The organism is Acinetobacter sp. ANC 4216, from assembly GCF_004331195.1.
In the GTDB taxonomy this organism is placed as follows: Bacteria; Pseudomonadota; Gammaproteobacteria; order Pseudomonadales; family Moraxellaceae; genus Acinetobacter; species Acinetobacter kookii.
On the sequence record NZ_SJOC01000014.1, the window covers coordinates 88321 to 102123 of the forward strand.

The 13803-nt window shown below is 41.3% G+C and carries 16 protein-coding genes and 1 rRNA gene; 11 read left to right on the plus strand and 6 right to left on the minus strand.

The genetic code is table 11. The annotated features are described in order from the left end of the window. Positions 1-46 precede the first annotated feature (46 nt). Both radC and E0H88_RS12395 read left to right on the plus strand, forming a co-directional pair. On the plus strand, positions 47-739 hold the full coding sequence (gene radC, locus E0H88_RS12390; RefSeq protein WP_092820267.1) for a RadC family protein: 693 nt from the start codon (positions 47-49) through the stop codon (positions 737-739). Positions 740-812: 73 nt separating this feature from the next. Next, positions 813-1724 (plus strand): bestrophin family protein, encoded by a 912-nt coding sequence (locus tag E0H88_RS12395; protein ID WP_092820266.1) that lies wholly within the window; start codon positions 813-815, stop codon positions 1722-1724. Between the two features lie 129 nt (positions 1725-1853). On the opposite strand, the gene E0H88_RS12400 is transcribed toward E0H88_RS12395, so the two are convergent. Next, entirely contained in the window at positions 1854-2705 is an 852-nt protein-coding gene (locus tag E0H88_RS12400; RefSeq protein WP_092820265.1) for a PHP domain-containing protein, read from the minus strand. A gap of 45 nt (positions 2706-2750) precedes the next feature. Here E0H88_RS12400 and E0H88_RS12405 point away from each other — a divergent pair, with 45 nt between their 5' ends. The 4 genes from E0H88_RS12405 to mnmC are packed head-to-tail and all read left to right on the plus strand — an operon-like array spanning position 2751 to position 6193. Then, positions 2751-3365, plus strand: a complete 615-nt coding sequence (locus tag E0H88_RS12405) for an inner membrane-spanning protein YciB (protein WP_131274392.1) — start codon at positions 2751-2753, stop codon at positions 3363-3365. 26 nt (positions 3366-3391) lie between these two features. Further along, entirely contained in the window at positions 3392-3694 is a 303-nt protein-coding gene (locus E0H88_RS12410; protein WP_131274393.1) for a YciI family protein, read from the plus strand. Between the two features lie 4 nt (positions 3695-3698). After that, positions 3699-4217: an SH3 domain-containing protein gene (locus E0H88_RS12415; protein WP_092820262.1), complete on the plus strand. Its 519-nt coding sequence runs from the start codon at positions 3699-3701 to the stop codon at positions 4215-4217. A 56-nt stretch (positions 4218-4273) separates the two neighbouring features. Further along, complete coding sequence (gene mnmC / locus E0H88_RS12420; protein ID WP_131274394.1) at positions 4274-6193, plus strand: bifunctional tRNA (5-methylaminomethyl-2-thiouridine)(34)-methyltransferase MnmC2/FAD-dependent 5-carboxymethylaminomethyl-2-thiouridine(34) oxidoreductase MnmC1; 1920 nt, start codon at positions 4274-4276, stop codon at positions 6191-6193. Between the two features lie 142 nt (positions 6194-6335). On the opposite strand, the gene E0H88_RS12425 is transcribed toward mnmC, so the two are convergent. Then, positions 6336-6650, minus strand: coding sequence for a rhodanese-like domain-containing protein (locus E0H88_RS12425; protein WP_092820261.1), 315 nt, complete (start codon positions 6648-6650; stop codon positions 6336-6338). Between the two features lie 91 nt (positions 6651-6741). On the opposite strand from E0H88_RS12425, the gene E0H88_RS12430 reads away from it, so the two are divergent. Both E0H88_RS12430 and E0H88_RS12435 read left to right on the plus strand, forming a co-directional pair. Further along, positions 6742-7230 carry a YajQ family cyclic di-GMP-binding protein gene (locus E0H88_RS12430; RefSeq protein WP_086195903.1) on the plus strand — a complete coding sequence of 163 codons (489 nt, stop codon included), beginning with the start codon at positions 6742-6744 and terminating at the stop codon, positions 7228-7230. Between the two features lie 32 nt (positions 7231-7262). Continuing rightward, entirely contained in the window at positions 7263-7763 is a 501-nt protein-coding gene (locus tag E0H88_RS12435; protein WP_131274395.1) for a DUF4442 domain-containing protein, read from the plus strand. Between the two features lie 120 nt (positions 7764-7883). Here E0H88_RS12435 and E0H88_RS12440 read toward each other — a convergent pair whose 3' ends face one another. Genes E0H88_RS12440 through E0H88_RS12450 form a run of 3 tightly spaced genes read right to left on the minus strand, consistent with a single transcriptional unit; the run spans position 7884 to position 9645 of the window. Further along, the gene (locus tag E0H88_RS12440) at positions 7884-8255 is read right to left on the minus strand and encodes an acyl-CoA thioesterase (protein WP_240921688.1); all 372 of its coding nucleotides are present in this window, start codon (positions 8253-8255) and stop codon (positions 7884-7886) included. Positions 8256-8310: 55 nt separating this feature from the next. Then, a complete protein-coding gene (gene trxC / locus E0H88_RS12445) occupies positions 8311-8748 on the minus strand; it encodes a thioredoxin TrxC (RefSeq protein ID WP_131274396.1) in 438 nt (145 codons plus the stop codon). Further along, on the minus strand, positions 8749-9645 hold the full coding sequence (locus tag E0H88_RS12450) for an alpha/beta hydrolase (RefSeq protein ID WP_092820257.1): 897 nt from the start codon (positions 9643-9645) through the stop codon (positions 8749-8751). Positions 9646-9769: 124 nt separating this feature from the next. Here E0H88_RS12450 and E0H88_RS12455 point away from each other — a divergent pair, with 124 nt between their 5' ends. The 3 genes from E0H88_RS12455 to E0H88_RS12465 all read left to right on the plus strand — a co-directional run bounded on the left by E0H88_RS12455 (position 9770) and on the right by E0H88_RS12465 (position 13517). Beyond that, complete coding sequence (locus E0H88_RS12455; RefSeq protein ID WP_131274397.1) at positions 9770-10105, plus strand: protein tyrosine phosphatase family protein; 336 nt, start codon at positions 9770-9772, stop codon at positions 10103-10105. 599 nt (positions 10106-10704) lie between these two features. Next, positions 10705-11952: a hypothetical protein gene (locus E0H88_RS12460; RefSeq protein ID WP_131274398.1), complete on the plus strand. Its 1248-nt coding sequence runs from the start codon at positions 10705-10707 to the stop codon at positions 11950-11952. Between the two features lie 191 nt (positions 11953-12143). After that, positions 12144-13517 carry a dihydrolipoyl dehydrogenase gene (locus E0H88_RS12465; protein ID WP_131274400.1) on the plus strand — a complete coding sequence of 458 codons (1374 nt, stop codon included), beginning with the start codon at positions 12144-12146 and terminating at the stop codon, positions 13515-13517. A 174-nt stretch (positions 13518-13691) separates the two neighbouring features. Here the strand turns inward: E0H88_RS12465 and rrf are convergent. Then, positions 13692-13803, minus strand: a 5S ribosomal RNA gene (gene rrf / locus E0H88_RS12470); the annotation flags it as partial.

Sequence of the window (13803 nt, forward strand, 5' to 3'; positions counted from 1 at the left end):
CGACTTGCTGTAATACTCTCACTAATAACAAAAAAGTCTAAAAACAATGAATTTATCGATTAAACACTGGCCTGAACAGGAACGTCCACGCGAAAGGCTGATTCAACAAGGCGCTGCAAGTCTGTCAGATGCTGAACTGCTGGCCATCTTTTTACGCTCCGGCTCCAGGCAACATTCTGCCGTGGAGCTTTCGCGCATGCTCTTGCAGCATTTTGGCGGGCTCAACCCTATTTTGGATGCTGGACTTCAAGATTTAAGCCAATTTCATGGTATCGGTGCCAGCAAATATGCCCAACTGATTGCGGTAAAGGAATTGGGACGGCGCTATATTTCCACCCATTTACAGCAGGGAAAAATTGAATTAAGCAATTCAAAAATACTCCTGGATTTTTTGAAATTCGAATTGCTGGGTGAAAAGCAGGAAGTTTTTGCGGTACTTTGCCTGGATGCACATTTAAGAAAAATAAGCTTTAAGAAAATGTTCTACGGTTCGCTTAATTCGTGTGAAATTTCCACAAATCAGCTGCTGCGTCATGCCATCAATCAACATGCCAGCAGTCTCGTCATTGCGCATAATCATCCTTGGGGGATGCCACAGCCATCGAGCGCCGATGTCGAACTCACACAACGTATTCTAAGTGCCTGTCAATTATTGGAAATCAAGCTGATTGACCATTGTATTGTGTCACCAGAAGGAAGCTGTTCTCTGGCGGAGCTGGGACTGATTTCAACTCAATAATAGTTGTAACAAATATTGACAAAAGCCCTGCTAACATTGAAGATCAACAAAAAATTTTGATGATACTAATAACATGATTGTTCGTGATCAACCTAGTGTATTCAAGCTGCTCTTTTCCTGGCGCGGAACCATCCTGCCCAAGGTTTTGCCGCCTTTAGGTGTGGTCATGCTGATCTCCTCAGTGATTGGCGGTCTGTCTTATATTGGTTACTTTCATTTTCCAGAACTTCCCCTGGTGGGCTTTACCTTAATTGGGGTGGTACTGTCGATTTTTCTCGGCTTTAAAAACACCGCCTGTTATGACCGCTGGTGGGAAGCCCGTAAACTGTGGGGCATGCTGATTGCCAATGCGCGGCATTTTGACCGCGACTGTCGCATGCTCAGCCAAGGACGCCGTGAACGCATCATTCAGCACGTGATTGTGTTTGCCAATGTACTGCGTGACCGTTTGCGTCATCAAACGGCGAATCCTATGGCATTGGTAGAAACCAGCGGCATGAGCCAACAGGCTGTAACCCAGCTTTACCAGCAGGCCAATGCACCACAATACACCTTGAGCCTGATTCAATGGGAATTGATGCAAGCCCTTAAAGAAGGCGAAATTTCCGATATTATTTATACCCAGATGAACCAGCATGTGGCTGAACTGAGTCTGGTTCAAACCGGTTGCGACCGTATTGCCACCACACCTTTGCCTTTTGCCTATTCAGTCTTACTAAACCGTACCGTGTATTTTTTCTGTTTTATGTTGCCGTTTAGTCTGGGCGCAACCTTGGGTTTGGCGACGCCTTTAATGGTCGGTATTTTGGCTTATACCTTTTTGGGTCTGGATGCGCTCAGTTCCGAAATTGAAGAACCTTTCGGCACCCAAAGCAATGACTTGCCACTGGACTCAATGGTGCGCACCATTGAAATTGAACTGCTGGGAACTTTGGGTAAACCAACTCCACCACCGATTCAGGCACAGGATCATAATTTGCTTTAGACCCTCTTCCCCTTGCGGAATATATTCCTCATCCCAGAGGGAGAAGGAGCTTTTATCCTTTCTAAATTTTAATAATGGATATCGCCTCTCCTTCTAGGAGATGAGCAGCACTGCTGCGCAAGGGAGAGGTCAAACAAAACTCTCCCAAATCCCGACCTGTCCTTCCTTAACGCGCGGAATGTTGCCCAGCTTGATCCATGGCATATTGTCACCATGAAAATCACTGCCCACAGACACCTTAAGCCCAAACTGTTCAATCATCCGGTCGACCATTTGGCGGGTTGAGGCCGGCTCAATCGCTGGCGGAAGCTCCACAGCATCCCCACCAAACTGGGCAAAAATTTCAATCAAATAGCGGATATTAGTAGCTGATAAATCATATTTCGTCGGATGCGCCAGCACGGCGAAACCCTGACTCTCATGAATGACCTGAATGGTTTCTTCCAAACCCAGGCCATCAAATTTCACATAGGCTTTTTTGCCTTCTTTAATATATTTATCAAAAGCCTGTTGTGGACGACTGACATAACCTTTTTCTACCAGGGTTTTGGCAATATGGGTTCGGGTGATCCGGTCTGCAACACCCTCCACTTTGGTAATCACATCGGCATAAATATCCTCACCAATCAGCGGAACCAGCAAATCACAGATCTGTTTGGCACGAATCGCCCGAATCTGTTTTTGTTGTTCCAGTAAGGCAAGTAACGGTTCTGGTTTTTGCATATTCAATGCAACCACATGTACGGCATAGTTTTTTTTCGTTGCCGGACGTGACCATTGGCTGGAGATTTCGACACCGGAAATAATATTCAGCGGTAAAGCCTGCGCAATATTTTCAGCTATTTTTAAGCCATCCATGCTATCGTGGTCCGTCAGCGCAAGGGTATGAATGCCTTTTTCCACGGCTGCATGCACAAGTTGTTCTGGAGACAAAGTTCCATCAGAAATATTACTATGTGTATGTAAATCTATGCCTTGCATCACTTATACTATGTCATTTATTTGATCAGATTTAGATACTCTAACATGAAAGCACTTTTAGACTTTGTGCCACTCATTATTTTCTTTTATTTATATAAAACTGTTGATCCCAAAGATACCGAACATCCGCTATTACATTTGATCGGCTCAGCGGGAGGTATTGATAATAATAACATTTTAGTGGCTACCGCAGGTCTGATCATCTCAATGCTGGTGGTATATGGTGTCTTATTTGTCAGCCAGAAATTCCGCCTGGATAAACAGCAATGGATTGTACTGTTTATGACAGTCATTTTTGGTGGCATTACCTTAATGCTGAGCGATGATTTTTATATCCGTTTGAAAGCCGCTCTTTTAAATATTGTTTTTGCGGGTGCCTTCCTGCTTTCACCTTACTTTACCAAAGACAAGAAACCCCTGATTCAGCGTTTATTTGGTCCTATTTTCAATTTAACCGCAAAAGGCTGGAAAAACTTAAACTTTGCCTGGGCTGGCATGTTCGCATTCATGTCTTTCCTGCATGTTTTTTTCGCTTTTTTATTTGCTGGCGGAAAATATTGGGGCGAATTTACTGCATTTGGTGACATGATTGTGATGTTTTCCTTTATCATTGTTCAGTTTATTGTCTTGCGCAAATATTTTAAGTCGCCTGAAGCCTAATTCAGGTCAACTGATCGAGAAAGAATATGCCTTTATTCGTCGTAACGTGTACCGATAACGAGGGTACAGTCGAAAAACGTCTAGCTACGCGTCCACAGCATTTGGAACGCCTGCAAAAATTAAATGATGAAGGTCGTTTAATTGTCGCGGGTGCAATGCCTAAAGAGCCCGGCAATCCACAGGCAGGTTTTTATGGCAGCACGATTATTGTTGACTTTGAAACCCGTGAAGCACTGGATGCATGGTTGCAAGATGAGCCTTTCTTGAAAGAAGGCGTATATGGTCATATTGATGTGAAACCTTTTAATAAAGCTTTCCCTCAAGGATAAAATCATGCGTGTTGTAGTTTCAAGCTTATTGGGTTTCTCTTTAATCTGTTCAACAGCTTGGGCGGTGGAATCTGCTCCTGCTCCGACACCTGCTGTAGCCCCTGCTGCTCAAGCGACGACTGCAACACCTCCACCACAGACCACCCCACAAACCTTACCTGCAAATAAGCCGGGTACTGTTCCTGCTACCAAGCTGGATGCCAATGGTTTACCTTTGGAAACCAAACCGCTGACCGCAGAACAAATTGCCAAGAATAAGGCAGTGCAAGATGCCAAAGTCAAAGCGCTGGTTAAAGATCAGGCCACCCGCTTACAGCAACTGGAAAAAGCCAATTTAGATGCCTTGGCACAAAACCAGGAACTGCAATTGAAAAATGACAGTTTGGGCGTTCAGGTGCAGGTGTTGCAAAGTGAACGTAGTGCACAGATGTTTTTATACGGCGCAGCGACGATTGCAGTCGGCGTGTTGCTGGGCTTCCTGATTGCCAGTTATGTGTATACCAAACGTCGTCGCCAGTGGTAATGACAATATTTACTGATTCATTTAGTTTTACAGCTTGATTTAAAGGTTATTTAGGTTTGTCCCATCCTATTCAAACTGCCGATCTGGATTGGCATCAGGTCGATGGCATTGAGGTTCCCGTTTCCAAACTGTTTGGAGACGTTTATTTCTCTAAAGATAATGGTTTGCTGGAAACTCGGCATGTATTTTTAAATGGCAACGATTTATCGACCCGCCTGGCAAAGCTGAATGATTTTGAATATTTCTGTGTTGGTGAAACCGGTTTTGGCACCGGCTTAAATATTCTGGCCTTATGGCAGCTTTGGCAACAGCTTCGCCCGGACAATCACAGCCATCTGCATGCCATTTCTGTAGAAAAATTTCCCTTAAGAAAAGATGACCTGATTCGTACTTTAAACGTATGGCCTGAACTGCAACCTTTGGCTGAGCAATTAATTGCCCAATATCCGATGCCTATTGCCGGCTGTCACCGTTTATCCTTTCCGGATGAACGTTTTAGCCTGGATTTATGGCTGGGTGATGCCCATGATGTCTTTCCCGTCATGGAAAAAACAGCAACAGTCAATGCATGGTTTTTAGATGGTTTCGCCCCCTCTTGTAATCCGGATATGTGGGAAGAAAATGTTCTCAACAACATTGTGCGTTTATCAGATTTCGGAACAACATTCGCTTCATTTAGTGTAGCGGGTGTACTGAAACGCAGCTTAAAAAATCACGGTATTTCTATTACACGTCCGCGCGGTTTTGGACATAAACGGGAAATGCTTAAAGCCATCTGGAATGCGCCTGAAAATCAGGTTGAAACCTCGGAAGATTTAGAGTCCACTCAAAAAAAAATCAAGCTAAATACTGCGATCTTTAAACAGCGCCAGATTGCGATTATTGGCGCAGGAATCGCCGGTTTAAGCTGTGCCTGGGCGTTTGCTCAGCGTGGCCATCAAGTGACGATTTACGACCAATCTGCCCCCTTATCGGGTGGTTCTGGCAATCCATTGGCCTTACTGAACCCAAAACTGTGTCCGATTGAACAAAGTCCAGACCATTTAATGACTTTAGCCTGGCAACATGCATTAAATCATTATGCAACCTTTGCAGCTTTCCGCCCAATTCAGGTCAGTCAGTTGGCCCTGAAAAATGCCGATGAGTTACTGGGACTGGCAGAACAGTATCCTGAAGGAATTCTTCAAGCAGAATCCACCACAGACTGTATTCTAAATACTGAATTCTCCAATCTTAATTTATTGCAGGCAGGGGCTGTTTCTCCGCATCAATTAAGAGATCAAATCCTAGAACATCCCCTGATTCAGTATCAGCAAGCAGAAGTGTCCGAGATCAAGCAAGCGACTTTGGTGAAGGCGTTCTCTAATACTGGGCAATTATTGGGTGAATTTGATCATGTGATTGTTTGTGCTGCACGCAATAGTCAAAACTTCTTTGCACAATTTCCTGTTTTGAAGCCGATTCGCGGACAAGTCAGCTGGGTGGACAACTCCGTACAGCCTTTAGATGCCCATCAGGCCTATAGCTATGGCGGCTATTGCATGCAGCTCAATGCAGATAAGCTTGTTTTAGGCGCATCGTTTTACCCGAATCGTGATGATGAGGAAGTCCTACTGGAAGATCATCTACATAACTATGAACTGATCCACAGTGTTTTTCCTGAATATGCCAAAACTTTAGCACCGGTGGAAAACTGGCAGGGTCGTGCTTCAGTACGCGCCCAAACTCAGGATTATTTTCCTGTCGTGGGTCAGGTACAACAAGATCAGCAGATTTATGCATTGACGGGTCTGGGTTCGAAAGGGTTTTTATTTGCACCGCTATGCAGTGAAGTTTTAGCTGCACAGGTGTTGGGCGAAGCCTGCCCTATTTCATCAACTTTAGTGCGTAAACTGAGTGCCAGACGTTTTGAAAAGAAAGTAAAAGCGAAGAAACCTTATTTTAAAAATTCTCATCCTTTATCAAAAGATGAATAGCACCACTACCAAAGCGGGAGATTTTAAATTTTCTGCCCACCCTTTACAAACTCAGAAAATCTTCTAAAGATTCTTATCTGCCGCCGAGGGAAATGGAATTTTCTATCTGCCAATAAAAAAGCGCCTTGCGGCGCTTTTTTCCTTACGCACCCTGCTCTAGAGGGAGGCCTGCATCACGTGCAGCACGGGTACCACCCATCAATACCACATACTCACGTGAACTATCCAAGTTTTCCAACTTTTCAGCAGCACGGGGTGCCTTACTGCCACCACCGCATAAAATGTAAATAGGCTGATCCGACTCCACCTGAGTTAAGCTATTTGCATTTAGGTTATCAATGGGCTGATTCACAGCACCTTTTACATGACCTTCAGCAAAGGCTTTTGTATCACGAACATCCCAGATAATTGCATTTTCTGGGAACTCAAATGTTGTAATTTCTTGTTTACGGATCATTGCGCACTCCTTTGATGTAAACAACACTTGGCAAATGAAGAAAACATCCCTAGCATCTCAGATATTCTTTCCATTTGTAAAGGTCTAAACCATGCCTTCTTTCGATATTGTATCTGAATTAGAAATTTTTGAAGTAAATCATGCTGTTCAAAACACGCAAAAAGAAATTGCAACCCGTTTTGACTTCCGCGGACAAGACGTTTCTATTGAACTGAATGAAAAAAACAAGGAAATCAAGATTTCGACTGAAAGCGATTTCCAATGTGAACAAGTCTACAGCATGCTGGAAAACCATTTCTTCAAACGTAAAGTGGATATTCAGGCGCTTGATCCGCAAAAAATGACCGCTTCTGGCAAAAACGTGATTCAGGTAATCAAGCTTAAAGATGGACTTGACTCTGATACCGCAAAAAAAATTAATAAAGCCATTAAAGAAAGTGGCATCAAAGTGCAATCATCCATTCAAGGTGACAAAATTCGTGTAACGGATAAAAAACGCGATACTTTGCAACAAGTGATGGCATTTTTAAAAGAACAACAATTTGGTGTGCCTTTGCAGTTTAACAACTTTAAAGACTAAGGCATTGCTGCCATAACACGTCGAGGACTTCCATGACACCGACCAATCGCTTATCGAAACTGGTAAAAGCTACTGCTAAATTACCTAAAGCTATCCGCAATAGACTGTGGAGCAAAGTGTTTGGTCGGGTCGTGCCGATGGTGGGCAATGCCCATATTCGTTATCTGGAAGTCAGCCACGGCAAAGTGGTGGTCAAGATTGAAAACCATCGGGCCATGCAAAACCATATTGGTCAGGTTCATGCCTGTGCCATGGCACTGATTGCGGAAACTGCCACAGGTTTTGTCACCGGGATGAATGTTCCGGACTCCTGCATTGTACTGATCAAAAGCTTAAAAATTGATTTTAAACGTCCAACCCAAGGTGCAATGATTGCCACCGCAACCTTGACGGATGAGCAGCAGAAATTAATGCAAGGCTCTGAAAAAGGCGAAACGCTAGTTAGTGTTCAGGTAACGGATGAATCCGGTGAAGAGCCGATTAAATGTGAAATGCTCTGGGCCTGGGTATCAAAGTCGCAGTTAAAGAACTAATGTCATTTCCATCCTGATCGCATATCTGAAAATGAATCATTTTAAATGCCATGAAAGGCTCTGATAAAAATTAAACTGATAAAAAAACCCAATCTTGATTGGGTTTTTTTACGGTTGGAATTATTTATCTTGCTGGGAAGCTAAATATTTTTGTTTGACCTCATCCGGAATCTGACGCTTGGCCCCTTTTACATCCACAGCGACAAAAGTAAATACGCCTTCGGTTACACGAGTAGGTTCACGGGAACTGTCATGACTGTCCCATACTTCAATTTGCATTTGAATTGAGGTATTACCCACTTTTAAAATTTTGGTATAACAGCTAATCACATCACCGACTTTGACGGGAACCAAAAAAGTCATCTGATTAATTGAAATGGTTGCACAGCGTCCTTTACTAAAACGCTCTGCATGAATTGCACCTGCCAAGTCCATTTGTGAAACGATCCACCCACCAAAGACATCACCACTCCAGTTGGTATCTGCCGGCATTGCAATTGTTTGAAGGGAAAGCGTTCCTTCCGGTTTTACATGAGTATCTGACACGTTAACTCCCAGTATTGGCATTTAAATGTTGATCCAGCCACTGTTGTAGCTCTGTAGATCGTAGCGCGCCGCTTATTCTACCAATTTCATTAGTTTTATTCATCAAAACCAATGTAGGAATACTACGCACATTAAATGCACCACTGAGTCGAGGTGATTCTTCAGTATTAATTTTAGCAAAAATCACTCGCGGATTTTGTTTTGCCACCTGTTCAAAATGAGGGGCCATCATCTTGCAAGGACCACACCATTCCGCCCATAAGTCAATCAGTATAGGCAATTCACTATGGGTAACGAAGTTACTAAAATTATGCTCATTCAACTCTATGGGAGCCAGAGGAATAAGCGCATGTTGACACTGACCACAGATTGGATGTGCTTCCAGTTTATCTTCTGGTACTCGGTTTCTGGCACCACATGCAGGACATACAATAATCATTTAGCTCACTCCAATATGTTGGTGTAAAAATTCTAATTGCGTTGATATGGCTTTTTCAAACCATTGACCATGATAGATATCAAAGTGTTGCATATCCCATTCATGGTATTGTACATAAGGTGCGATATTGGTCGCTGTTTCACGGCTCGATTCAATCGGAATCAGACTATCCTGTTTAGAGGCAATAAATAAAACAGGCACACTGATTTTACGCACATCCTGAATAGGACGATAACGGATTAGGTTGAAAAAGACGCGTGCAGGAATCTCGCCACTCCAGTAATAATCAGGATTAACAATGGATAGATATCCCTCATAACTATCTGCCGTAGGCATAAAGCATAAACCCTTTTTGCTCACAACGGGCAATGTTTTCGGAGACATCCCGACTTTCGCGCCCATATAATCCTGACTCGATATTTTGAGTGCCTTAGGCAATTGTTGCAAAGGATAAAGCTTGGCACTTTCCGTACCATCGACAAATGGCACTTGCACCATCACCGCTTGGACATTTTTTAATTCTGCCGCTAAATTTAAGGCATAGCCACCACTTAAAGAGGTTCCCCAAAGTACGATACGCCGTGAATCAATCGATTTCCGCGCTACAATATGCGCAATCATGGTTCGCCAATCTTCCAATTGTGATTGAATCGAGACCAGTTCACGTGGACGGCCGGTACTCCCCCCCCAATAACGATAATCAAACAGTACAACGGCATAACCCGCCTGGGCAAAACGCTTGGCATATTGCACCAGTTTAAATTGACGTAAAGCAGCCAAACCATGTGCCATAATAATGACAGCAGGTTTATGTTCGGTTTTGGGACGATAAAAATCCGCAGCAATGACCTCTTGTCCACTATTTACATATAGGGGTTCAACCGTATAGGAATGCATACGCGCTCCGGTGCGTTATTTTATGATTATAATCGCTTATAAAAATTTCAACTGATTAAACTCAAGTTTCAGCTTAATGCTATCATAAAGCATATATCTATTGAGCAAATTATGGAGTGACAAAATGAGCGAAAATGTCGGCTTTGCAGGTCAAATTAGCCCAGAACAGGTAACGCAAGTTGTTGAAAAAGGTTTTAAATCGATTATCAACAACCGTCCGGATATGGAAGGTGGTCCAGAGCAGCCTACAAGCGCACAAATTGAAGAGGCTGCACGCAATGCGGGCTTAGACTATGTTTTTCAACCCGTCGTTGCAGGTCAAATTACTGAAGTTGATGTGCGTACATTTGCCAACCACTACAATGAACTTCCAAAACCTGTACTCATGTTCTGCCGCACTGGCAATCGTTCAAATAATTTATATCAACTCGCAAAACAAATGGATTTATTGGATGATTAAACACGTTGTCAGGCGTGCTTTTTTAGTTTCATTTTGACCTTTAATACCGCGCTGTTTGTATAACCTGTTGATTCACTCTATAGGTTAAGCTTTTCTGGCGGTATTAGGAGGTCAAATGACAACATATAAATTTTGAATTTTTAAGTCTCTCACTTCACACCTGCCTGATGAGTGATAAGGCTATCTGGCTTTATTCCCCCATTAAGACTTATGGTCAAACAATTGCAGCATTATTTACTCCCTCATTACCGATGGTAAAATTTTTAAAATAGACGGAAGTTGAATTTACCGAATATGATCATGACTTACAAAACATATATTAATGATAGAACAAAGTGGCACATGCTCGTGCCTATCATTTAATAAAGTAAAAATTAGGATTGTTCTATGAATAAAATTATTCTTCTACTACTTATTTCATCTGTCATTGTGGGATGTAGCTCTATGAATGTTCGACCTACGGTTGGGGTAAGTGTAGGAACTTCTATTTGATTTTATAAAAATAATATAAATGGTGCTATTTGCGCCATTTTTTATGTGTGTTATCTTTACACAATATAATTAAATTTCATACATAAAATTATTTTTCAGGGGTACGCATGAAATTACTTAAAGGAACACTAACTTTAACACTCACGGCAACTTTGGTAGCATGTGGTGGAGGCGGTAGTGAAGGTTATTTTTCATCACAAAATACATCAAATACTGAAAATACCACTCCTAGTGCTACTGAAGAATATGCAGCTCAAACTGCTGAATTTAATGCTGTGTTAGATCGAGAAGCAAAAGCATTATTTGGTATATCCGATATTACTGATGACAATCAGAAAAAAGGTTACTTCGATCATGCTTTTGATACTTTTGGTAATGGCCCCCTGCAACTCGCTGTTGATGCCAAGAAAGCTTTTGATCAAGATCGTTCAAAATTTGAATATTTGGCTAAATGTATGAGTAGTGGAACATATACTAATACAGGCTGTTTTGTTCTTATTGGTGATGATACCGACAATATTTTAAAAGATGCATTAAATAGTGTTTCTAATAATAAATATACTAATTGGGATTTTGATATAAACCAGACTGAAATCGCTGGCATGAAAATGACAAGCGAGCAAATCACCCAATATACAGGGAAAACAATCGTCATTATTTTTGAAAATGAAAATAGCGATAAAAATTTGAATGATGTTTGGATTTCAGGAGTGTTTAAGTATCCATTTCAACAATCTTGGGGTTTAACACAGTCTACTCAAACTCGAGTAGTTTCAATGAATCAAGACTCTAGCGAGTATGCAATAACGCTTACATTACAAGGAGTTTCTGATACAAAAGGTGCTCTCAGTGTTTATAAAAACCCCCTTTATAAAGATGGGGTTAGATATGATATTCAAAATGAATCAGCATTCTCTGTATTAACTAACGACAACCCACAAGAACCCGCTATTGAACCCGTAATTTTTACAATTGGTTCAAAAACAGGCTCACCAGGTATTTCATCTTATAGTATCAACAATGATAAAACTGAAGAATTAAGCTTACCAAATGTTATGATTCAAGGTCTCAGAACAGACAACTTAACCTCATCTACAAATACAAAAACTATTTCTGGGTCGTTATTCTATAAATACAATCCAAATCAATCAGGTTCTACTACACCTTTATTCCAATTTATTAATGCTCTAAAAGGTGCGACTTTAGATTTCAATCATAAATTGAAAGTCGAATGGACTGAACAGGATAAAAATGATCCAATGCTTACTATAAATAAATCTGTAATTCGCACCATTACAGGAACATCGACACACCAAGATGCTAAAATCATAGATACTCAATTTACAACCAAATAAAGCATAACAGCCTTAGTGCTATTCAAAGTGCTAAGGCTTCCTCTAAATTATTTTCACATCAAATCAATACATATAACTTGTTTAGTTTCAGCCCCTGTTTTCATCAAAAAAATAAGGCTATGATAGTTCTTACCACAATTTTAAATATCATCATATTTATCTGAACTATGAGCTATTCAAAACAAAAAAATATCTACGACATCATTATTATCGGTGCAGGTACAGCAGGAATTGCTGCTTATAAAGAAGCCATTAAACACACCCAAAACATTCTTATTGTTAATGATGGACCATGGGATACAACCTGTGCCCGTGTCGGCTGTATGCCAAGTAAAGTGCTTATTTCTGCTGCAAATCGTATGTATGATATCGAAACTGCGGAGAAAGTAGGTCTATCTGTCACCTCAAAAATTGATACATCGCAGGTCATGCAACATGTGCGAATGCTTAGAGATCATTTTACAAATGCGATACTCAAAGATGTAAATAGCTGGACAGCAAAACATAAAATATCAGGACAGGCACAGTTCACTAATGAAAATACAATTACTGTGAATGGTCAGAAATATCAGGCTAAAAGTTTTATTATCGCTGTAGGCTCTACTCCAACCTTTGATCTCCAGTGGAAAGAACAGCTCGGTGACCGACTCATCACTTCAGATCAAATTTTTGAACTAGAAAAATTACCTCAGTCATTGGCCGTGATTGGTAGCGGAGTCATCGCTATCGAACTTGCACAAGCCATGCAAAGATTAGGGGTCAAGACCACTGTTTTTGCACGTAGCCGTAAAGTTGGCGCCTTAAGCAGCCCAACTTTGCAAAAATTAGCGCAAGATGAAATCAGTAAAAATTTAAATATTAAATTCGAAACATTACCAACTGCAGTTCAGCTTAATACGCAAGGAGTTACAATTAACTTCCAGGAAAATAATCAAGCTCAACAACTTGATGTAGAATATCTCCTGGTTGCAACAGGCCGAAAAAGTTATTTAGATACGCTGCAATTAAACAATATCCATCACTCATATACTGATCTTAAAAAACTTCCTGTTCACGATACAACCAAACAGCTTGGAGATTACCCCATTTTCATTGTCGGTGATGCTCATAGCAACACGCCTATTCAACATGAAGCAGCACATGAGGGACGTCAAGCTGTAAATAACTGTTTAAAATATCCTGAAATTAAAAACTTAAAGACACCTACACCTTTAGCAATCGTATTTAGCGCACCAGAAATGGCAACCGTAGGGCAAAGTTTCAAACAACTCAGCGATGCAAAAATTGAATTCGTTACAGGTATGGTTTCGTATGAAAAACAAGGCCGGGCTTTAGCACTCGCTAAAAACAGTGGTGCGCTCGAAGTGTATATCCATCAATCTTCACGCAAAGTATTAGGGGCAGAATTATTTGTCGAAGCTGCAGAACATATGGCTCATTTACTGGCATGGATGATTTCTGAGAATTTAACCGTGGATGAAATTTTAGATAAGCCGTTCTATCATCCGACATTAGAAGAAGGCCTAAGAAGCACTTTAAAACATGCCCGAAGACAATTAAAGTGAGTATAAAAGTTTAATATTTAATAAATATCTTTAATATTTTTTGATAAGACGATCAATCCATCTTACTTACAGTTCACTGCAAGAAGCTTTAGTAGGCTTTTTCCAGCGTTAATATTACCTAAAAACTCCCCGCATAAAAAAAGCCCCCTCATTAGAGGGGGCTTTTGAATAATGAGCTGGCGATGACTTACTCTCACATGGGTAATCCCACACTACCATCAGCGCTAAGAGGTTTCACTTCTGAGTTCGGGAAGGGATCAGGTGGTTCACTCTTGCTATGGTCGCC